Source organism: Methylobacterium sp. D53M (assembly GCF_053345625.1).
The window spans coordinates 97028-117141 of the sequence record NZ_JBKFAL010000001.1 but is presented as its reverse complement, the minus strand read 5'-3'; the positions used below and the strand labels follow the sequence as shown (position 1 = coordinate 117141).

Here is a 20114-nt window from a genome sequence, read left to right as displayed (position 1 = left end):
CCTCTCGGGCCGCGCTCTGACAGGCGTCAGCGTCCGAGCCGTTTCCTCGCGTCCTATCGTTGACGCCCTTATGGCTGCCCGAGAGGCAATGAACAAACGCGAAGATTGCATTCAAACATGAATGAAATTCATTAAACGCTATTCCAGCTCCGAGCTCGGCGATACAGACAGTTCTCTAGCGAGCCAGCGCGCGAAGATCCTCAGAGGTTCGCGCCGTCGCGATGATGGCGGAAAGACGAGATGGTGACCGGTGTAGTGGATATCCACTGACCGACCCGCAAGCGGTGCCACGAGGCGTCCGATCGTCATTTCCCGTTCCGCGAGACGCGTCGACTCCAGGGCGACGCCGAGGCCGTCGGCCGCTCCGGTCAATGCCAGGAAGCTGCGGTCGAAGCGCAGGGCTGCGGATGCGGGCGCCGTCAGGCCGTTCTTGTCGAACCAGTGCGGCCAGCGCACCAGTTTCGTGTCGCTCTGGATCAAGGGATGCCGGAACAGATCGGACGGCTTCTTGATCTGCTCTGCTCGCGACGGGTCGCAGAGCGGTGTCACCGTTTCAACGCCGAGAGGCATGCGCAGCAAGCCCTCGCCGCGCGGGGGGCCGTAGACGATATCGGCATCGAACTCGTCGTTGGTGAAGCGCGCGTAGTCCATGCCCGCGGCCAGTCGCACCTCCATCCCAGGATGGTCGCGCAGAAAACCCGCCAGCCTGGGCGTCAGCCACTGTGCGGCAAAGCTCGGGGCGCAATGCAGGCGCAGCAATTGCGAGCCACGGACGGAGATCATATCGAGCCCGCGATGCAGCTCGGCGAAAGCCCGGCTGACGTGATCGAGGAGCGCCTCTCCCGCTGTCGTTGGCGCGATCCCCTGCCCGACGCGCTCGAAAAGAGGCACGCCGAGCGACTCCTCGAGCTTGCTCATGGCGTGGCTGACAGCGCTGGCCGAGAGGTTCAACTCGCCGGCAGCCTCCTTGAAAGAGCGACGTCGCGCCGCTGCCTCGAAGATGCGGAACGCGGACAAAGGAAGATCCGAAGCCATGACGCTATCTTAAAGTCTCCCATTTTATGAGAATATCATATCGCCTATTTGCGAGCAGTTTCATTACGATGCTTGATCTTATTGCGCTGTCTGCATCCGCGACAATGAATAACGCGTCACGATGCCCCGCCCGCCTTATGACCGGTCGCCTTCCGGGTTGAGGGCCTAGGCATTCCATAGGGGCACCTGCCGCATGAGATGATGCGCCAGTGTCTGGTCGAAGCAACACCTATCGGACCGCTTCCCCTTCTGTCCGCGCGGGGAACCAGCGCGCATCGGTCCAATCAGCAGAATCGAACCGGAGGCAGCACGTCCGCTTCCAGACGAAAGCGCGACATCCGATTGCCATCCTGAGCGGACAATCAGGACCGGCTCCGGCAGCCCGACACGGTCGTCGCGTTCCTCGCACGCCCACCCTTCTGGACGCGCTTCGGATCCGGGGACCGGTCGCGCGAAAATCCATGAGGCCGTACAAGCTGGACGAGGATAGACCGGGCTGCCCCTCGAACTCGGCTCGACTGGTATCGGTGACGCTGTACTCGACGTTCTCCGAATCCGGATCAGACGACCCGGTGGCGACGACCAAGCCGACCATCTACAGGCCACGCAGGTGACCGCTCACCTGATAGAAGCGGCGTCGGTCTGAGCGAGCGTGCGGAGCCGGCAGAGGCTTGCAGGCGAGATCCGGTACATCGGCCGCGAGTCTATCGATCGTCGGCTCACCCGTCAGTGGAGATGGCGTGGTAGCCGCCGGCCATCCTGCCGATGAGCGGCCTCGCGTCGCGGCTCACACGCTGGTGACGTCGGGCGCGCCTCCGCGTCGTGAGGGGGCAAGAGCGCCCTCGATCAGTTCATCTTCCGGCGCCGGTCCTGTACCTCTTGCTGCGCAAGCTTCCGGCCCAGCGATATTAAGAGCGCGTCGGCCAGCGCTTTCAGAGCCGGATCTCGCAACTCCACAATCGCCTCCTGTGCGGCGATGGCGTGATCGGCGGCCCGGTCGAGCGCGGTTTCATCGGGGCGGCGCGTGCCCTCCGCGAAAGTGCCCTCGTTCATCCGCAGTGAGGTGATGTCCACGAGGATGCCGCCACCACCGACCGGTCGCCCCTGATGATCAGCGGTGAAGCGGCCTCGCGCCAGAACCCAGCGGGTCTGACGGTCGACCGAGATGACCCTGTACTCGGTCAGGAAGGTGCTACCTTCGCTGGCGCTGCGCCGGATCAGATCGAGAACCCGCACCCGATCCTCGGGGTGTATGGCTTCGACGTATTGGGTCAGTGGAACGCCCGCCTCCGCCTGCTGCGGGTCGACATCGAAGAGCAGCGCCACGAAGGCGTCCGAGCGCGCGCAGTCCGTCGCCGCGTCCCACTCCCACTGGCCGATGACGTCGAGTTCATCGAGCGCCGACTGAAACGCCTTCGGACACGTCTGACCGCCAAGGGATCGGGGCTTCGGCACGCCGTACCTGCTCTCGCTGTTCGCTCACACCCGTGTGACCTGTCGCACGACACAACCACAAAGGGCAAGCTTTGCGCTAGCACAACCGTTGCGCTTCACACGCATTCAAATAGAATTTGAAACGGTATAACAGTGTACACGGCGCGTGCGGGACGCCGAGACGGAGGCCTATGAGCAGCAAGACGCCGCCCCCCAGCGCCCTTCATCATGAGGAGGACTGCGGGGTCTCGACGCTTCGGCAACAGAGGACGGAACGGCTCCTGAGTCGTATCGCGGAAGCGGTGCAGGTGCCGCCCTCTGCGTTCTACAGGCCACCGAACGCCGTCGTTGCGGGAGCGTCCGCCGCGGCCATTCCGGTGGCCCCGGTCGCCAGCGACGCTGAGTGCGCGGAGTTGCTGGCCGCTTTCAACCTGGTCCGTGATCCTGAGGATCGACGCAGGCTCCTGGAACTGGTGCAGAAGACCGCCGAGCGCGCCTGAGGCTGAACAGCCGGCCCTCCGCCCGGTGAGCCGATCGGGACGTCGCGACTTAGCCTATGCGACCGCCTCAGAGTCCGATCCGATCGGCCGCCTTCCTGAGCGCCGGCGATGGGCTGCCTATCCAGCTGGTGCGGCCGTTCTCATACAGCCGGCCCCACGCGCGCCGCCCGCCCGGCGCGAATATCACCTGAAGCTTATGGTCGAGGCAGTCGTGGACCTTGCACACGTCAGCGAGCAGGTAGATTTCGCCGTCCGCTTTGATTTCTCTGGAAGGTTGGGACGGTCCGTTCAATGTGCGGCTATAGGCCGTCACCCACTTCGGCACTGAAGGTCCACTTCTCAGCATCGCGTTGTAGGCGCGCTCGTAGTCGGGTCGGCGCAGCAGATCGAACAGGTAGACGTCCGCAGCAGCGGCCGGTCCGACAGCGACGAGACTGAGTACAGCGAACACTGTGCGCATAAGAGGGAGGATAGCTCAGCCGCTGGCGCCGGCAACTGCTAGACCCAAAACATCAGGTTTGGCAATCTAGTCCGCGGTATGCGACACCCGTCTGGTTCTTCCAGACCATTATCTCCTGCCCCGCCCACACCACCGCGCGGGGCTATTGTGCATTCTGCTCTTCAGACGCGCTCTCAGGCTGTTAGGGTCCTGATTGGGGCTGATGCTCGGATGGGTGGGGATGAGCCCTGCCCGCGAGCCGTATCCGTCCGACGTTTCCGATGAGGAGCGGGCGCCGGTCGCGCCCGAACTGACGCTGCTGCGCGAGGATGCCGGTCAGCGCGAGCATGCGTTTCGGGAGGTGTTCAGCGCGCTGCGCCACATCGTCAGGACCGGCTGCCCGTGGCGGCTGAGGCCGCACGACCTGCCGCCCCGGTTTGCCGTGTATCGGCAGGCGCAGCGCTGATTATCAGGTGGCTGCTTCGAGCAACGGGCCGAGGATCCGCGCGCGGTGCTGCACCTCGCCGCGGGTCGGCCGCCGGAGCCGACCGCAACCATGCTCGACGGCCGGACCTCGCGCTCCTCGCCCGAGAGCGGCGAACGAGCGGGCTACAATGGGGCCAAGCGCGCGAAGGGCTCGATGCTGCGCATGGCGGTGGAAACCCTCGGCCCCCTCCTGACGCGGCATGTCACTTCAGAATCAACCCTTGGGCGACTCGACGTGTCTCAGTTCCATGAAAAGTATAGTCGCCGGCAACGCGCGTCGTTATATTTCTGTTCACTTCGGTAATTTAATTTCTGCATTGTTTCCGAGTCGAGCTTGATCAATTTCGAGCGCCGTTGTCCATGAGGCCGCCGAAAAAGCGGCGCGTTGAGTCAGAAAGATAGCGATCCATGTCTTCGATCACACTGTCGGCCGCCACGCGTCAGAACCTGCTCTCGTTGCAGGACACCGCCCAGCTGATGTCGACCACCCAGAACCGGCTCGCGACCGGCAAGACCGTCAACTCCGCCCTCGACAACCCGACCAACTTCTTCACCTCCCAGGCCCTCGACGGACGCTCCTCGAGCCTGAACTCGCTCCTCGACGGCATCTCCAACGGCATCCAGTCGATCCAGGCCGCCAACCAGGGCATCACCTCGATCCAGAAGCTGGTCAGCCAGGCCAAGTCGATCGCCAGCCAAGCGCTCTCGACCCAGCTCTCGACCACCGGCACCGCCGCCAACGCCTACAGCGCCAGCACCGCCTCCCAGACCGTGCTCCTGACCATCAACGGCAGCTCGGTCTCGGCCACGGTCGCCGCCTCCTCGAGCATCAGCGCCACGGTCGCGGCCCTCAACGCCGCGGTCAGCTCGGCCTCGACCTCTTCGAGCGGTGCCTTCGGCGCCGGCGCGATCTTCTCGGCCGACAGCACCGGCACCAAGATCGTCCTCAACGCCCAGGCGGACGTGGAATTCCAGAACTCGGGCAGCCAGACGGCGCTCGGCTTCACCGCCTCGGCCACCACCGCCTCGACCTACGGCACCGCCGCCAGCACCGTGGTGTCCAGCGACCTGTCGATCTCGGGCGTGACGCAGCGCGCCTCGCTGGCCAATCAGTACAACAACCTGCTCAACCAGATCACGCAGCTCGCCAGCGACGCCAGCTACAACGGCGTCAACCTCATTGCCGGCAAGGGCAATGACATGAACATCAAGTTCAACGACACCGGCAGCTCGAACCTGAACGTCGCCTCGGTCGACGCGACCTCCAGCGGCCTGGGCCTGTCGTCGATCACCAGCTCGAACAGTTCGTCGAGCCAGAACGGCCTCGGCAACTTCCTGCTGAACGCGGACGTCAACAAGACCTTGTCGACCCTGACCAAAGCCGACGCGACCTTGAATTCCGCGGCGAGCGCGCTGGGCTCGAACCTGTCGGTGGTTCAGAACCGCCAGGATTTCTCCAAGCAGCTGATCAACGTGCTGCAGACGGGCTCGGCCAACCTGACGAACGCCGACCTGAACCAGGAGGCGGCGAACTCGCAGGCGCTGTCGACCCGCCAGTCGATGGGCATCTCGGCCCTGTCGCTGGCCAACTCCGCCCAGCAGGGCGTCCTCCAGCTCCTGCGGTAAACCTCACCCTGAGCGTCTACACCACGCCCGGAGCTCGGCTCCGGGCAAACGCATTCCAAGGTATGAATAGTGGCGCCCGGCTACCTGCGATCGATTGCCGGGCGCCGAAAGCGTGCAGAAGCGGGACGGTTACAACGCTACTGCCCGGAACGTAGGGGAATCGTAGATCTGGAAGCAGCCTGCCGAGTGCAGGGCCAGAGATGCTCCAGGGCCCTATGTTGAGGAACCCCAATTCATTCTGAGCCGATGTCGATGACTGACCGGCGGATGGCTACTTTCGGGATCAGCCAGACAGCTGTCCACAAAGCGGTGTGGGTCGGCACCAGTCCGTTCGGTCCTGGAGCCGGTCGATCCGATCCAGCAGCCGCTCGAGCACGGACAGGGCCGGGAGGATGTCGGTCGGAGCGAGGAGCCGGGCCTGGGCCTCGGCGCGGGCAGCGTTGCCTCAGGCGAGAAACAGAAACGGGGCGCCGTTCGCGCGCAGCGGCTCCGAGGTCAGCCCGGCGACGTCGCCGACGATGAGGTCCGGCAGCTCCGCCGGCGCGATGTCGTCATACAGGTCGTGGACGGTGCAACGCCGCGCGGGGCCGAGGGAACGTGCGAGGCGCCCGGTCCGGGTCAGGTCATCAGAGATCAGCAACAGCCCGCCCAAGGCGGCCTCCGTGCGACGACGGGGCGGTGCAGCGTCCAGCTTCGATTGGCGGCCACAGTCACAGAGTGGGCGGAAACCGCTGCGCCGCGTTGGCGAGCTCCTCTGCCGCGCTCACGAAGCTTCGCAAGGCTTCGATCGTGGCCGCATCCTGCAGCCCGAGCTCATGGAGTGAGAGATCCATATCCTTGATCGGGTGCTCCAACGCGCGGCTCAGTTGGAGCAGCCTTTCGCCGCCGGCCTGGATGTACGGCGCGCGCCGAGATCCTCGCCCCGCGCGTACGCGGCAGCGAGATTTGCGTGCAGCCGGTCGGACTGGTCTGAGCCGTTCGGCCGGGCCGTGAGGACGCGGATCTCGGCCGTGGCCACCCTCAGGCGGCGCGCACGGTTGCGAGGAAGCGGGCGACCTCGGCGCCGAGATGCTCGGATTGCCGCGACAGCTCCGAGGCCGCCGACAGGACCTGCGAGGCCGCAGCCCCCGTCTCCTCCGACGCCTGCGCCACGCCGGCGATGTTGCCCGTCACTTCGTTCGTCCCCGCCGAGGCCTGGGCCACGTTGCGCACGATCTCCTGGGTCGCCGCGCCCTGCTCCTCGACGGCGGCCGCGATCGAGGTCGCCACGCTGTCGATCTCCCGGATCCGGCCCGTGATCCCGCCGATCGCCGTCACCGCCTGCGCGGTCACCCCCTGGACCTCGCCGATCTGACGGCTGATCTCTTCCGTCGTCTTGGCAGTCTGGTCGGCGAGCGCCTTCACCTCGGAGGCCACCACCGCGAAGCCCCGACCCGCGGCACCCGCCCGCGCCGCCTCGATCGTGGCGTTGAGCGCCAGCAGGTTGGTCTGGGCGGCGATCCCCGAGATCATCCCGACCATGTCACCGATCCGCGCGGCGTTCTGGCTGAGCGCCTGGACGAGGTGGGCGGTCTGGTCGGCTTCGCCCACCGCGGCCTGGGCGAGGTGGGCCGAGCCGGTCACCTGCCGGCCGATCTCCTGCACGGAGGAGCCGAGCTCCTCGGCGGCGGCCGCCACCGTGTTGACGTTGGTCGACGCCTCCTCGGCGGCCGCGGCCACGGTGGTCGACTGGGATGCGGTCTCCTGGGCGGTGGCGGTCATCTGCTGGGCGGTGGCCTGGAGTTCGGTGGCCGAGGACGAGACCAGGCCGACGATCCCGCCGACCGCGCGCTCGAAGCCGTCGGCGAGCTCGATCATGGTACGCTTGCGCTCGGCAGCCGCGGCCTCATCGGCGCGGCGTTTCACCTCGGCCTCCTCGGCGGCCTTGCGGGCGACCATGGCCTTGATGCCCTCGACGGCCTGGCCGACGGCGCCGATCTCGTCGCCGCGGGTGGCCTCGCGGATCTCGGCATCGACCTCGCCGCGGGCCATCCGCTGCAGGACGCCCACGAGGCTGCCCAGCGGGCGGGTGATGCCGAAGATCACGATCAGCGCGGAGAGCGCGACGGCGCTGACGAGGCCAGCCACGGAGGCGCCGATCAGCACGGTTTTAGCCGTGGTGACGGCCTGCTCGGCGTCATCGCGGGCTTGGCGCAGCTCGGTGTTCAGCCGCGTGACGCGACCTTGAACAAAATCCCGCATCTTGGTGCGCGCGGCAGAAGCGTCAGTCAGAAGGACCTTAGCAGCAGCTTCATTGTCATTCTTGAGGCCGAGCGCGTTGGATTTATCCAGAGCAGAGTAGAACTCCTTGAGAATACTCTGGAGACTTTCGTTGGTGACCTTCCGATCGGGCGTGTCCGCCATCGCGATCAAGGTGTTCGCAGCATCGAGTGACGTCTTTACAGCCGCATCGTACCGCACTTTATAGCCGGCCATCTCCTGCTCGCGGGTTTCGAGAATGAGGTTGCGCGCCTGGATCGCTGCATCGTTGGTGTTGACCTGGACAGCCAAGATCCGTTCGAGGCGGACCGCCTGCGTGTCGACGATCTCGCGCATTTGCCCTGCGAGTAGATTGAGCTCTCCGATAGCGTAATGAACCAGGCCGGCGGCGACTGCGGCCATGATCAGCAGCGGAACAGACGCCTTGATCAGGATACTGGAGTATCGCAGCATAGAGGTACCACTTTATCAATCTTCAAGCGACACAAAATAATCTGCATTACTTAAAATAAGGTTAAAATACATCGATTATGCAGATCATGCAACAGAGATTCCGATATCATATTCGATAATAGAATGATTGAACAGATTACAAGTGTGCACCTGAATATCGTTATTTGCAGATGCGACGACGCAATCAATCGATGCTTAATGGCGAATATCGGTATCCAGGATGCATTCGCGGGACAGGTCACGCTCGATGGCTGGCTGCCTCGGCATCATCATCGGTGTAGCAGATTTGATCGCGGTCACCGTCGCCTCATGGCGCACCGCATGCCTGATCCTTAACATTCAGCGCTGGGGTAAGCTCTCAAGACAGCCGACGCCCTCTTAAGCCTCATGGCAGTTGACGTATCTGACCCATCAACGGTCCGAGGCGTGACGCGATCGCGGCCAAGCGATCGGCGATTGCCGAAAACTTGCAGCTTCATCCCGGCTACCGGGATATCCCGTGAAAGAAGCCCGCACCCGAGGCTCTGACGCTGTCTATAGAGATCCAGAAGACTTGCCCCACGGCAATCGCGTTCCGGGATGTGAGACCGCACTCAATCGATGGAGTCCGACGATCCGTGGAAGGCCGCTTTCAGGAGCCGTCAGCTCCGTTCCGGCCGTCTCGGTTGGGTCGCGATGGGCCGTGAGCATAGTCACGCTGACAGGGCCCTGTTCCGAGCAGACAAAATCCGGCGCTGAAGCGGCGTTATGCGACCGGCCGCGGGCGTCGGGAAGGGATCCAGACTCGTCAGGGCGGAAACGCGGTGAGCGATTCTGATCGCCTCGTGACGAGTCGAGCCGCCTGCAAGAAGCGGCCTGCTGTGAGGCGCGTCATGCGCTCGACGCCACCCTGCGTTGAATGACGATAAGCGCATTGTCCTAAGCACGCGATTCCGAGTGCCTCGAAGCGCTGTATCGCCCGGTTATCAACCACCGATAGCCAGATCAACGCGAGTGCCTTTACCTAAAGTAGTCATTATGAATACATTACATTAATGTGGACTAGATTTCATATGCGCCGCGTCTTTCTCAGACGTATAGACAATTTTCGACCGAAATGTGCGGGAGTAGACAGAGAAATGCATAATGATGCGGCCAACGCATACAACGTCTCCCTCGATTACAGCGCAATGACGGCGAACCTCGTGGCGGCCTACGTGTCTCACAATCGCGTCGCAGCCTCGGAGATGCCGGCGCTGATCGCGACGGCGGCCGCTGCCCTGACCGGCCTTCAGCCCACCGATCCGTCGACCGCGGATGGAGACAGGAAAGCGACACCGGTGATGGTCCGGGCGTCGATCACACGCGAGGCACTGATCAGCTTCGAGGATGGTAAGCGGTACAAGACGATCAAGCGGCATCTGACCGCCTGTGGTTTGACGCCGGAGACGTACCGGGCGAAGTGGGGCCTGCCGAACGACTACCCAATGGTCGCTCCTGCCTACGCGGCGAAGCGGTCCAGGATCGCCAGGAACTTGGCTCAGGGTCGGTCCCAGCGCGATCCCGGTCCGGAAACTGCAGCCGGATAGCGGGCGCATTCCGAAGCTTCGTGCCCAGTCATGAAGTTCGCGAAATATTCGAAAGGTGATGGCTGGCCAGAGTGGTTCTGCCCCGGTCCGCTTTCAGGGGGCAGAGGCAAAAGAGCGGACATCGCCATTCGGCCCGCTGCCGATCCTGGACCGATCTGAAGCCGGTGCGATCCCCTTCCATGATCGGGTGAATAACCCGGCAGGGCACGCCTGCGGCGACGATATTCGGCGTTATGTTCTTCGTGACGACGCTGCCCGCCCGGACGATGCCGTGATCGCCTGATCCGTGATCTCGGCGGCCTCGCGCAGTCCGGAGACGGTCTTGGGTTCCTGAGCCAACGAGTCCCGTCAACGGGTGGGGCAGACGATGGGGTGGACCGCCAAACGGCGGGACTCTGTCCACGATCCAGGCCTGCTGGCGGAAGGGGTGGGATTCGAACCCACGGTGGAGTTGCCCCCACGGCGGTTTTCAAGACCGCTGCCTTAAACCACTCGGCCACCCTTCCTGGCAGCATCCGCGACCTCACGGTTACGGCCGCGGCCGAGGTGGCGTCAACCGCAGAACAACCGGTTGACCTCCCGAACCATTCCGCCTATCTCACCGCCCACGCCCGGAGCCGCTCGATGCGCTGCGGGCTCTGCCCCGCCATCTTCGAAACCGGATGCGCAGGGCTCACGGCTGATTGGGGGATAGTTTAACGGTAGAACGGTGGACTCTGACTCCTCTAGTCCTGGTTCGAATCCAGGTCCCCCAGCCACCGCGCCGGCCCGCCCGATCTCAGATCCGGCGGGTTTTTTCTTGCCCGGAGCCCGGCGCATCCTCCTCTGATCCTCAGCGAGGCGTGGGTCTGACACGGACCGAACTGCGGTCGGCCGTTGACGCGCCGCGGCGCGGCCGCCTAGATCGGTCCATGCGCCGGTGCCAGCCTCTCACGGTTCGAGGGCGCGCGATCATCGGCTTGGTCGCGCTCTACGCGCTGCTGCTCCAAGCCTTCCTCGGCTTCGCCACCCCGGCACAGGCCTGGGTCGATCCGGACGCGGCGATCTGCGCCGGTCACGCCTCGGGTGACCCCGCCGGCCCGGTGGCGCACGCGCATCCGTGCTGCACGCTCGTGCAGGCCGGCGCGCTGGTCCTGCCGATTATCAACCCGACCGCGACCGACTGGCCCGTCGCCGCCGAGACGCGTCGCGCGTGGCGCCCCGAATCCGAGATCCCGACGACCGGCCCGCCGGCCTCGACCGGCACCGCGCGAGGTCCACCCAAGGCCTGACGATCCCGCTCCCGATCGTTCAGGCCCGGACCTCCCATCATGTCGATTGTTCTCCACGGCGACGCCCCCGCATACGGGGCGGCCGCAACGCGGCGACTGTCCCGCGACGCCGTCTATCGGGCCGTCTGGCGGTGGCACTTCTACGCCGGCCTGCTCTGCCTGCCCTTCCTGATCGGCCTCTCGGCCACCGGCGCGCTCTACCTGTTCAAGGACGAGATCAACGGCAGCCTGTTCGCGTACCGGACCCGGGTCGCGCCGCAGGCTACGGCGCCGATCGGCCCGGACCGGCTGATCTTCAACGCGCTGCAGGCCGTGCCCGACGGCGCGCCCGTCACCTACATCGACCCGGCCGCGCCGGACGCCGCGGCGCGAGTGACGCTCGCTTCCGGCGACCGCCGGATCCACGTCTACCTGAATTCCTATACCGGCGACGTGCTCGACCGCGTCGACCGTGACCGCGAGCTCATGGCGGTGGTCCGCGGACTGCACAGCCTCGCCCTGGTCGGGCCCCTCGCGAACGCCGTCATCGAGATCGTCGCCGGTTTCGCGATCGTCCTGGTGTTGACCGGCGCGTATCTCTGGTGGCCCCGCGGCCGCGCGGGCGGCGTCGTCACGGTGCGCGGCGGCCCGCGCCGGCGCGTGTGGTGGCGCGACCTTCACGCCGTCACCGGGTTCGTGGCCGGCGGCGGGCTGCTCTTCCTGGCCCTCACGGGCCTGCCCTGGTCGATCTGGTGGGGGCAGGAACTGCGCGCGTGGTCGAACGCCGCCGGCCTCGGGCAACCGGCCGCGCTCTGGGCGAATCGGCCGGTCTCGACGGTGCCGCTGCGCGACCGGCTGGAGGAGGCCGGGTGGACCCTGCAGGACGCGCCGGTGCCGCGCTCCGTGCCGGCCGCGGCCGCGAGCGTCGGGATCGACGAAGCCGTGGCGATCCTTCGACATCTGGGGATGCCCCCCGGCTTCGAGCTGGCGCTGCCCGTCGGCACGGACGGCGTCTACGCCGCCGCGATCTACCCGCGCGACGTCACGCGGCAGCGGGTCATCACCCTCGACCAGTATTCCGGCCGCCCGCTGGTGGACGTCCGTTTCACCGATCTCGGACCGGTCGGCCGGGCGATCCAGTACGGGATCGGCATCCACAAGGGCGAGCACTGGGGCCGCGCGAACCAGTTGGCGATGCTGGGCTTCTGCCTCGCCACATTCCTGCTCGCCGTCACCGCCGGGACGATGTGGTGGAAGCGGCGCCCGGCCGGCGGCCTCGGCGTGCCACCCTGGCCCGCGGATCGGCGGGTGGCCGCGACCGTGACCGCGATCATCCTCGGCCTCGGAGCGCTCTTCCCGCTGACCGGGCTCGCCATCGGCGCCATGGTCGGTCTCGACCTCGCCGCGGACCGGCTCCGAAGACGGTGGGCGCGCTGAGCCGGTGCGGGCGGGCGCCGTGCCCGTGCACACGTCTGCGCGCCTGAGACGCGGGCGCCCGGGCCTCCCGGGCGCGGTGCTGATCGCGCTCGCGCTCTGGATCCAGGCGCTCGCGCCGGCCGTCGCGCTCCGGATGGTGCAGGCGGATCGGGGCGCGCTGCCCGGCCAGATCCTGTGCGGGCACGCGCCGGATCAGGCCGGTGACGCAGCGGTCGGCCCTGGCGCGCCGGCACCGGGGTCCTGCGCCCTCTGCGGGCTGTGTCGGGCCGGTGCCGTCCCGCCGCTGCTCCCGCACGCGCCCGGCCTCGCGCGCCGCCTGCGCTGGACGGCGGTGGCGTGGCCGATCCCGCCCCCCGTCCGGACCGCGTCGGTCCCCGCCGTCATCGGCCAGCCCCGCGGGCCGCCCCGCTCCGCCTGATCGCCCGTCCTCCGGGCGCCGCCGCCGCTCGCCCCATCGATCAGACGAGACCTCCGATGACCTCCGACTCTCCCGTCCTGCGCGGCGGCGCCCTCGCGTTCCTGCTCGCCGGAAGCCCCCTCCCCGCCCTCGGCCAGGCCGCCGTCACCCTCGAGGAACTCTCCGTGGAGGGCGAGGCCGCGCCCGTTGCGGGCCGGCCCGCCGCGCCGGCCTTCGGCGTGGCGGCGCCGCCGGGCTCGGCGCCCGCGGTGATCGAGCACCCGGTCGGCGAGATCGTCACCGGCATCGGCCGCGACGACACGATCGCGAACCGGCCGGCGACCAGCATCGGCTCGGTCCTGGTGAACAGCCCCGGCGTGACCGTGCGGCAGGGGAACGGCGGCCGCGACGTGGTCATCTCGATCCGCGGCAACAACGCCCGCTCCACCGGCGTGATCAAGAACACCGTCGTCCTGGAGGACGGCTTCATCCTCACCCAGCCGGACGGGGCGTCGCGCTTCGACCTCACGGACCCCCGCGCCTACGGCCGGATCGACGTGTTCCGCGGGCCGCAATCGCCGCTCTTCGGCAACTACGCCACCGGGGGCGCCATCGCGTTCCGGACACGCACCGGGCGGGAGATCGACGGCTACGAGATCGGGGTGGATGCCGGCAGCTTCGGCTACCTCAGCAACTATTTCACCGTCGGCGGCGTCAGCGGCCCGTTCGAGATCAGTCTGTTCGCCAGCGATGTCCGCGCGAACGGCTACCAGGACCACGCGAGCTACGACACGCAGACCATCAACCTGCTCGCGAGCTACACCCCGACTCCGGACAACCGCTTCACCCTGAAGGTGATCAACAACACCCTCGACGCCAACCTGCCCGCCCGCGCGTCGCTGGCCCAGTACCGGATCAACCCGTACCAGCGCGGCTGCGCCGCCGCGGCGAGCGCGGCCCCGGGCTGCACCACCTTCAACCTGTTCCGGAACGGGGCGTTCGGCGCGACCGTGCCGGTGACCGCCGACGAGGGCGGCTTCGGGCGCAACGACCGCCGGACCCTCGTGGCCGCCCGCTGGGAGCACGACATCGACGCGTTCACCACGTGGCGCACGCAGCTCGGCTTCGACGAGCGCAACTTCGATCAGCCGTTCTACACGACCTCGTCGCGGGGCTCCTACCCGTCCTGGAACTTCCTGACCGACCTGACCCGGCGGGGCGACCTGTTCGGCCTGCCGGCGACCGGATACGTCGCGCTGGCCTACAACACGATCGACAACCACATCACCACCTTCAACCGGGCCCCGTACGACGGCCCGCGCCTCGGGGCGCTCATCGGCGATCAGGCGGCGGTGCAGTCGAACCTCGGCGGCCGGGCGCGGCTCGAGCTGGCGCTGTCGGACCAGTGGACCGGCATCCTCGGCCTGAGCGCCGAGACCACCTCGATCACCGGGCGCAACGTCGCCTACGCGTACGCGGCGAGCGGCACGACGCGGACGGTGGCGGACGCGAACCGGTCCTTCCTCAACGTCGCCCCCGAACTGGCCCTGGTCTACCGGCCGGACGCGGCCTGGGCGCTGCGCGGCCGGGTCGCCACCGGCTACACCACGCCGGCCGCCAGCAACCTGTTCATCACCCCCGCCGGGCTGCCCGGCAACAACACGCAGCTCCGGACGCAGGAGAACCTCGGCTTCGATCTCGGCGCCGAGTGGAGCCCGGTGGCCGATCTCCGCCTGAGCGTGACCGGGTTCTACGAGTTCTTCCGCAACGAGCTGGTCTCGCAATCGCCGGGGGCCGGGCTCCTCGCCTACACGTTCAACGCGCCGGCCTCGGAGCATCGCGGCATCGAGGTCGGCGCCGACTGGGCCTTCGCGCCCGGCTGGCGCGGGACGCTGGCCTACACGTTCGACGACCAGATCTACACCCACTACACCGAGCAGCTCAGCGCCGGCAGCCTGAGCCGGTCCTTCGACCGTGCCGGGAACCGGATCCCCGGGGTTCCGGCCCACCAGCTCCTCGCCCGCCTCGGCTACGACGTGCCGAGCGGCCCACTCGCGGGTCTCGGCGCCTTCGTGGAGACGGTCGTCCAGGGCGATTTCTACCTCGACAACGCCAACCTGCTGAAGGCGCCCGGCTACGCGGTGGTCAACGCCAACCTGCACTACGCCACGGAGCTGACGGGCGGCTACGCGAAGCGGCTGAGCCTGTACGTCGAGGTGCGCAACCTGTTCGACACGACCTACGTCGCCTCCGCGCAGAACCTCGCCAACAGCATCAGCGGCACGAACGGACTCCAGAACGGCGCCGCCGTGCTGGCGACCACCACGGGATCGGTCTTCGCGGGTGCTCCGCGAAACATCGTCGGCGGCATGCGGCTGGCATTTTGATAACTGCGCGGCGGCTCGCGCGTGGTGTCGCAGTCGAGCGTACACTATGCTTCGGCAGTCGATCGCAGGGCGGGGCCTGAGCGCGCGGCGGGGCCGTGGGCGGGGATGTGGCGCGATGGTCCGATGAGGCGGCGAACCGTACTCGCTGGGTTGCCCCTGGCGTTCGCCGGGTGGCCGCGCGCCGTGCTGGCGCAGGGTCAGGCCCATATCGCGGCCCTCTGGCCGTTCGCGGAGGGCGATCCCGAGGGCCGGGTGCTGGCGGAATCGTTCCATGCCGGCCTGCGCGACCACGGTCATCCCGATCAGCGGGTCGAGGATCGCTGGACCGGTGCCGACCGCGAGCGCACGCGTCTCCTCGCGACCGAACTGGTGGCCGCACAGCCGCAGGTGATCTTCGCCTACCTCAGCGCGCAGCTCACGGCCGTGGCGGCCCTGACGAAGCAGATCCCGATCGTGTTCGTCGGCGCCTCGAACCCGGTCCGCTTCGGGTACGTGGAGAGTCTCCAGCGCCCGGGCGGCAACATCACCGGCTTCACGCTCTACGAGGCGCCGCTGGGCGGGAAATGGGTGGCGGCCCTCAAAGAGGCCGTTCCCAGCCTCAGGCACGTCACGCTCCTGTCCAATCCGAGCACCGAGATCCGCGGCGAGAACCTCTACGCCGAGCCGTTCCGCGCCACCGCGGCCGCGCTCGGGATCGAGCCGGTGGTGGTGAAGATCGACAAGGCGGCCGAGATCGAGCCGGTGATCGCCGCGCTCGCGCGGCAGGGCGACGGGGGCCTGATCGTCGCCCCCGGCACGTTCAGCGAGGCCAACGGCGACCACATCGTCGCGCTCACCACGAGTCTCCGGGTCCCCGCGGTCTTCGCGATCCGGCGTTTCGCCTACCGGGGCGGCCTGATGTCGTACGGACCGGATCCGGTGGAGACGGTCCGTCGGGCCGCTGCCTATGTCGGCCGCATCCTGCGCGGCGAGAACCCCGCGACCCTGCCGGTCCAGGCGCCCACGAAGTTCGACTTCATCGTGAATCTCAAGACGGCCCGCAGCATGGGCGTGACGATCTCGTCGGCGCTCCTCGCCCAGGCGGACGAGATCGTCGAATGACGGCGCCGCGCCCGACAGCCTCCCCGCCGGCCGCGACAGCGCCGCCGCGCTGGTTCCGCCTGCCGCTCGCGGGGAAGTTCGCGGTGGCCTTCGTGGGCCTCGTCAGCCTCGTGCTGCTCATCAACGGCGCCGTCGACCTGACGCTGAACTACCAAGACGCCAAGCGGACCGCGATCGAGACGCAGCGCACCAAGGCGCGCGCCGCCGCCGAGCGCGTCGACGCCTTCCTGTCCTCGATCGAGGGCCAGATCGGCTGGACGACGCGCGCCGAGTGGCGGCGCGTCTCCCCGGAGCAGCAGCGCTACGACTTCATCCGCCTGCTGCGCCAGGCGCCGGCCATCACGGAGGTGGCCTACCTCGATCCGGCCGGCAAGGAGCAGCTGCGCGTCTCCCGACTGGAGCCGGACTCCGTCGCCAGCGGCAAGGATTTCTCGACCTCGCCGCGCTTCACCCAGGCGCTCGCCCAGAAGACGTGGTTCGGCCCGGTCTATTTCCGGCGCGGGTCCGAGCCGTACATGACCGTCTCGGTGGCCCATGCCGGCCGCGACCCGGGCGTGACCGTCGCGGAAGTCAATCTCAAGCTGATCTGGGACGTGGTCAGCGCGATCAACGTCGGCGAGCACGGCTACGCCTTCGTGACGACGGCGACCGGTCGCCTGATCGCGCACCCGGACCTCAGTCTCGTCCTGCGCGACACCGACCTCTCCGGCCTGCCCGAGGTCGCGGCGGCCCTGCCCGGCTCCCGCATGGCGGGTCAGGACTACGAGATCACGACCGGCCTCGACGGCGGCTGGGTGCTGGCGGCTCACGCCACCATCCCGCGGGTCGACTGGATCGTCTTCGTGCAGGAATCGCTGCGCGACGCCATGGGGCCGGCACTCGAATCCGTGATCCAGACCACGTCGTTGATGGGTCTCGGCGTCCTGCTGGCGGCGGTGGCGGGCACCTTCCTCGCGCGGCGCATGGTCGTGCCCATCCGCGAGCTCGAGGACGGGGCGGAGCGGTTCGGCGCGGGTGACCTGTCCGAGCGGATCGTGATCCGCACCGGCGACGAGATCGAGACCCTCGCCCACCGGTTCAACACGATGGCGAGCCGGGTCCAGGATTCCTACGAGACGCTCGAGGCCAAGGTCGAGGAGCGGACCCGCGACCTCAACCGGTCGCTCGACGATCTCCAGCGGGCGCAGAGCCGGCTCGTCCAGTCCGAGAAGCTCGCCTCGCTGGGGCAGCTCACCGCCGGCATCGCCCACGAGATCAAGAACCCGCTGAACTTCGTCAACAACTTCGCGTCGCTCTCGAACGAGCTGGTGGACGAGCTGCGGGAGGTGCTCGAACCGACCACCCTCGACCCGGACACGCGCGCGGAGGTCGAGGAGCTCGCCGGCCTGCTCAAGGGCAATCTCGAGAAGGTCGTCCAGCACGGCAAGCGCGCGGACTCGATCGTCAAGAACATGCTGCTGCACTCGCGGACCGGGTCCGGCGAGCATCGCCCGGTCGAGGTCAACGCGCTGGTCGAGGAGAGCCTGAATCTTGCCTATCACGGGGCCCGTGCGGCGAAACCCGGCTTCAACGTGACCCTCGTGCGCGATTACGATCCGGCGGCCGGCCTCGCCGACCTGTACCCTCAGGAGATCACGCGGGTCCTGCTGAACCTGATGTCGAACGGATTCTACGCCACCGAGAAGCGGGCCGCCGAAGGCGAACCCGGCTATGCGCCCACGCTCTCGGTCGCCACCCGGGACCGGGGCGACGGCGTCGAGATCCGGGTGCGCGACAACGGCACCGGCATCCCGGACAGCGTCAAGGCCAAGATGTTCGACCCGTTCTTCACCACCAAGCCGGCCGGCGAGGGAACGGGGCTCGGCCTGTCGCTGAGCCACGACATCCTCGTCAAGCAGCACGGCGGAACGGTTGACGTCGCCACAGAACCGGGTGCCTTCACGGAATTCATCATCACCCTGCCGCGGCAGAGTGTTACGCCGGACGCGCCGCCTCGGCCACCGACCGTGGCGGCGACAGAGCCGGCGACCGAGGCGGCGACCGAGACTGAGAGCCAGCCATGAACGTCCTGATCCTCGTCGTCGATGACGAACCCGACGTAACAGACCTTTTCCGGCAGCAGTTTCGCCGCGAGCTGCGCGCCGGACGCTTCGCGATGGCCTTCGCGCACTCGGCCGCGGAGGCCCTGGAGCGGATCAACGGCTCGAACGAGCCGAGCCTGATCCTGATGCTGTCGGACATCAACATGCCCGGGATGACCGGCCTCGAATTGCTGCCGCTGGTGCGCGCGGCCCGGCCCGACGTGCCGGTGATCATGATTACGGCCTACGGCGACGCCGAGACGCGCGAGAAAGTCCGCGCCGCCGGCGCCGTGGGCCTGATCACCAAGCCGATCGACTTCGCCGTTCTGAAGGCCGAGATCGATCGCCGTCTGTCCGCCTTCGCGGGGACCGAATGACGCCCGGCGCCCCGAGCGCCAAGATCCTCGTCGTCGACGACGAGCCGGATCTCGAGGCGCTGATCACCCAGAAGTTCCGCCGCCAGATCCGGCAGGGCCTCGTCACGTTCCTGTTCGCCCACGACGGGCAGGAGGCGCTGGACCGCCTGGCCGAGAGCCGCGACGTCGATCTGGTGGTTTCCGACATCAACATGCCACGGATGGACGGGCTGACCCTGCTCGCCAAGCTGCAGGAGCTGGCCGAGCGCCCCTCGATCATCATCGTCTCGGCCTACGGCGACATGGCGAACATCCGCACGGCGATGAACCGGGGCGCCTTCGACTTCCTGACGAAGCCGATCGACTTCGCCGACCTCGAGACGACGATCGAGCGGACGCTGCGCCACGTCGAGGACCTGCGCGAGGGGCGGCGGCGGCAATCGCTCGCCGAGCGGGCCCACGCCTCCCTGGCCCGGTACTTCTCGCCGAACCTCGCCGAGCGGCTCGCGGGGGACGCGTCGGGCCTCGAACTCGGCGGCCACCGCCGCGACGTGGCCTCCCTGTTCACCGACATCGCGGGCTTCACCGGCCTCGTGGAGAGCCTCGACCCGGCGCAGCTCGCCGAGATCCTCAACGGCTACTTCGCCGAGATGACCGACGTGGTCTTCGCCCACGAGGGGACGGTGGCCAAGATCGTCGGCGACGCCCTGCACGTCCTGTTCGGCGCGCCGGGGGATCAGCCGGACCACGCGGCGCGGGCGGTGGCCTGCGCCCTCGCCCTGGACGAGGCGGCCGAGGGCTTCCGCAATCGCTGGCGCGAGCGGGGAATCGAGATCGGCGTGACGCGGATCGGCGTTCATGCCGGCCCGGCGATCGTGGGCAACTTCGGCGGCGGCCGCTACTTCGACTACACGGCCTACGGCGACACCATCAACACGGCCGCCCGTCTGGAGAACGCCAACAAGGCCTTCGGCACGCGGATCTGCGTCAGCGACGCCGTCGTGATCCGCGCCGGACAGTTCCGCGGCCGCCCCCTCGGCGACCTCCTCCTGCGCGGCAAGCAGACGGCCCTGCGCGCCTACGAACCCCTGACGGAAGCGGCCTACGGCGACGCGCTGCTCGCCCAGTACCAGGACGCGTACGCCAAGCTCGATACCGGGGAGGCCGGCGCGCTGGCCGCCTTCGCGGCCCTGGTCGGTCTGCGCCCCGACGACGGGGTGGCGGCCTTCCACCTGAAGCGGCTGCTGAACGGCGGCAGCGGCAGTCGGGTCGAGGTCCGCTGAGTCGCGCGCGCCCGGCTTCACC

The 20114-nt window shown here is 67.7% G+C and carries 18 protein-coding genes, 2 tRNA genes and 1 pseudogene; 14 read left to right on the top strand and 7 right to left on the bottom strand.

Going from position 1 to position 20114, the window contains the following annotated elements; all coding sequences use genetic code 11:
- Nucleotides 1-138 precede the first annotated feature (138 nt).
- Together ACLBYG_RS00545 and ACLBYG_RS00540 are read right to left on the bottom strand one after the other, a co-directional pair.
- Complete coding sequence (locus ACLBYG_RS00545; RefSeq protein WP_447680259.1) at nt 139-1035, bottom strand: LysR substrate-binding domain-containing protein; 897 nt, start codon at nt 1033-1035, stop codon at nt 139-141.
- Nucleotides 1036-1881: 846 nt separating this feature from the next.
- Entirely contained in the window at nt 1882-2490 is a 609-nt protein-coding gene (locus tag ACLBYG_RS00540) for a PAS domain-containing protein (RefSeq protein ID WP_447680258.1), read from the bottom strand.
- A 170-nt stretch (nt 2491-2660) separates the two neighbouring features.
- Between ACLBYG_RS00540 and ACLBYG_RS00535 the strand changes: the two genes are divergently transcribed.
- Nucleotides 2661-2969: a hypothetical protein gene (locus ACLBYG_RS00535; RefSeq protein ID WP_447680257.1), complete on the top strand. Its 309-nt coding sequence runs from the start codon at nt 2661-2663 to the stop codon at nt 2967-2969.
- Between the two features lie 67 nt (nt 2970-3036).
- Here ACLBYG_RS00535 and ACLBYG_RS00530 read toward each other — a convergent pair whose 3' ends face one another.
- A complete protein-coding gene (locus ACLBYG_RS00530; protein ID WP_447680256.1) occupies nt 3037-3429 on the bottom strand; it encodes an Ivy family c-type lysozyme inhibitor in 393 nt (130 codons plus the stop codon).
- 220 nt (nt 3430-3649) lie between these two features.
- Between ACLBYG_RS00530 and ACLBYG_RS00525 the strand changes: the two are divergent.
- Together ACLBYG_RS00525 and ACLBYG_RS00520 are read left to right on the top strand one after the other, a co-directional pair.
- Nucleotides 3650-4102 (top strand): annotated as a pseudogene (locus ACLBYG_RS00525) (transposase); the annotation flags it as partial.
- Between the two features lie 200 nt (nt 4103-4302).
- Nucleotides 4303-5520 (top strand): flagellin N-terminal helical domain-containing protein, encoded by a 1218-nt coding sequence (locus ACLBYG_RS00520; RefSeq protein WP_091678195.1) that lies wholly within the window; start codon nt 4303-4305, stop codon nt 5518-5520.
- Nucleotides 5521-5965: 445 nt separating this feature from the next.
- On the opposite strand, the gene ACLBYG_RS00515 is transcribed toward ACLBYG_RS00520, so the two are convergent.
- From ACLBYG_RS00515 to ACLBYG_RS00505, 3 genes are all read right to left on the bottom strand, one after another.
- Nucleotides 5966-6172, bottom strand: a complete 207-nt coding sequence (locus ACLBYG_RS00515; protein ID WP_447680255.1) for a hypothetical protein — start codon at nt 6170-6172, stop codon at nt 5966-5968.
- Between the two features lie 58 nt (nt 6173-6230).
- Nucleotides 6231-6374 (bottom strand): hypothetical protein, encoded by a 144-nt coding sequence (locus tag ACLBYG_RS00510; RefSeq protein ID WP_331299921.1) that lies wholly within the window; start codon nt 6372-6374, stop codon nt 6231-6233.
- A 166-nt stretch (nt 6375-6540) separates the two neighbouring features.
- On the bottom strand, nt 6541-8232 hold the full coding sequence (locus ACLBYG_RS00505; protein WP_447680254.1) for a methyl-accepting chemotaxis protein: 1692 nt from the start codon (nt 8230-8232) through the stop codon (nt 6541-6543).
- A gap of 1118 nt (nt 8233-9350) precedes the next feature.
- Between ACLBYG_RS00505 and ACLBYG_RS00500 the strand changes: the two genes are divergently transcribed.
- Together ACLBYG_RS00500 and ACLBYG_RS00495 are read left to right on the top strand one after the other, a co-directional pair.
- Nucleotides 9351-9800: a MucR family transcriptional regulator gene (locus tag ACLBYG_RS00500; protein WP_447680253.1), complete on the top strand. Its 450-nt coding sequence runs from the start codon at nt 9351-9353 to the stop codon at nt 9798-9800.
- Nucleotides 9801-9858: 58 nt separating this feature from the next.
- Nucleotides 9859-10083 carry a hypothetical protein gene (locus ACLBYG_RS00495; protein WP_447680252.1) on the top strand — a complete coding sequence of 75 codons (225 nt, stop codon included), beginning with the start codon at nt 9859-9861 and terminating at the stop codon, nt 10081-10083.
- A gap of 133 nt (nt 10084-10216) precedes the next feature.
- Here ACLBYG_RS00495 and ACLBYG_RS00490 read toward each other — a convergent pair.
- Nucleotides 10217-10306, bottom strand: a tRNA-Ser gene (locus ACLBYG_RS00490).
- Nucleotides 10307-10484: 178 nt separating this feature from the next.
- On the opposite strand from ACLBYG_RS00490, the gene ACLBYG_RS00485 reads away from it, so the two are divergent.
- The 9 genes from ACLBYG_RS00485 (at nt 10485) to ACLBYG_RS00445 (ending at nt 20092) form a co-directional block, all read left to right on the top strand.
- Nucleotides 10485-10558, top strand: a tRNA-Gln gene (locus ACLBYG_RS00485).
- A 201-nt stretch (nt 10559-10759) separates the two neighbouring features.
- Nucleotides 10760-11071, top strand: coding sequence for a hypothetical protein (locus ACLBYG_RS00480; protein WP_447680251.1), 312 nt, complete (start codon nt 10760-10762; stop codon nt 11069-11071).
- 39 nt (nt 11072-11110) lie between these two features.
- The gene (locus tag ACLBYG_RS00475; protein ID WP_447680250.1) at nt 11111-12487 is read left to right on the top strand and encodes a PepSY-associated TM helix domain-containing protein; all 1377 of its coding nucleotides are present in this window, start codon (nt 11111-11113) and stop codon (nt 12485-12487) included.
- A 25-nt stretch (nt 12488-12512) separates the two neighbouring features.
- Nucleotides 12513-12905, top strand: a complete 393-nt coding sequence (locus ACLBYG_RS00470) for a DUF2946 family protein (protein ID WP_447680249.1) — start codon at nt 12513-12515, stop codon at nt 12903-12905.
- 56 nt (nt 12906-12961) lie between these two features.
- Nucleotides 12962-15271, top strand: coding sequence for a TonB-dependent receptor family protein (locus tag ACLBYG_RS00465; RefSeq protein WP_447680248.1), 2310 nt, complete (start codon nt 12962-12964; stop codon nt 15269-15271).
- 123 nt (nt 15272-15394) lie between these two features.
- Nucleotides 15395-16372 carry an ABC transporter substrate-binding protein gene (locus tag ACLBYG_RS00460; protein ID WP_447680247.1) on the top strand — a complete coding sequence of 326 codons (978 nt, stop codon included), beginning with the start codon at nt 15395-15397 and terminating at the stop codon, nt 16370-16372.
- Entirely contained in the window at nt 16369-18435 is a 2067-nt protein-coding gene (locus ACLBYG_RS00455; protein WP_447680246.1) for a sensor histidine kinase, read from the top strand. The genes ACLBYG_RS00460 and ACLBYG_RS00455 overlap by 4 nt, the downstream gene beginning before the upstream one ends.
- The gene (locus ACLBYG_RS00450) at nt 18432-18830 is read left to right on the top strand and encodes a response regulator (protein ID WP_020096377.1); all 399 of its coding nucleotides are present in this window, start codon (nt 18432-18434) and stop codon (nt 18828-18830) included. The genes ACLBYG_RS00455 and ACLBYG_RS00450 overlap by 4 nt, the downstream gene beginning before the upstream one ends.
- Nucleotides 18827-20092 carry an adenylate/guanylate cyclase domain-containing protein gene (locus ACLBYG_RS00445; RefSeq protein ID WP_056527420.1) on the top strand — a complete coding sequence of 422 codons (1266 nt, stop codon included), beginning with the start codon at nt 18827-18829 and terminating at the stop codon, nt 20090-20092. The genes ACLBYG_RS00450 and ACLBYG_RS00445 overlap by 4 nt, the downstream gene beginning before the upstream one ends.
- The last annotated feature ends 22 nt before the right edge of the window (nt 20093-20114 follow it).

Bases quoted from the DNA above. Each gene is read 5' to 3' on its own strand.
- ACLBYG_RS00545 (WP_447680259.1), bottom strand. From the start codon at position 1,035: ATGGCTTCGGATCTTCCTTTGTCCGCGTTCCGCATCTTCGAGGCAGCG.
- ACLBYG_RS00535 (WP_447680257.1), top strand. From the start codon at position 2,661: ATGAGCAGCAAGACGCCGCCCCCCAGCGCCCTTCATCATGAGGAGGAC.
- ACLBYG_RS00530 (WP_447680256.1), bottom strand. From the start codon at position 3,429: ATGCGCACAGTGTTCGCTGTACTCAGTCTCGTCGCTGTCGGACCGGCC.
- ACLBYG_RS00520 (WP_091678195.1), top strand. From the start codon at position 4,303: ATGTCTTCGATCACACTGTCGGCCGCCACGCGTCAGAACCTGCTCTCG.
- ACLBYG_RS00505 (WP_447680254.1), bottom strand. From the start codon at position 8,232: ATGCTGCGATACTCCAGTATCCTGATCAAGGCGTCTGTTCCGCTGCTG.
- ACLBYG_RS00500 (WP_447680253.1), top strand. From the start codon at position 9,351: ATGCATAATGATGCGGCCAACGCATACAACGTCTCCCTCGATTACAGC.
- ACLBYG_RS00495 (WP_447680252.1), top strand. From the start codon at position 9,859: ATGGCTGGCCAGAGTGGTTCTGCCCCGGTCCGCTTTCAGGGGGCAGAG.
- ACLBYG_RS00475 (WP_447680250.1), top strand. From the start codon at position 11,111: ATGTCGATTGTTCTCCACGGCGACGCCCCCGCATACGGGGCGGCCGCA.
- ACLBYG_RS00465 (WP_447680248.1), top strand. From the start codon at position 12,962: ATGACCTCCGACTCTCCCGTCCTGCGCGGCGGCGCCCTCGCGTTCCTG.
- ACLBYG_RS00460 (WP_447680247.1), top strand. From the start codon at position 15,395: ATGAGGCGGCGAACCGTACTCGCTGGGTTGCCCCTGGCGTTCGCCGGG.
- ACLBYG_RS00455 (WP_447680246.1), top strand. From the start codon at position 16,369: ATGACGGCGCCGCGCCCGACAGCCTCCCCGCCGGCCGCGACAGCGCCG.
- ACLBYG_RS00450 (WP_020096377.1), top strand. From the start codon at position 18,432: ATGAACGTCCTGATCCTCGTCGTCGATGACGAACCCGACGTAACAGAC.
- ACLBYG_RS00445 (WP_056527420.1), top strand. From the start codon at position 18,827: ATGACGCCCGGCGCCCCGAGCGCCAAGATCCTCGTCGTCGACGACGAG.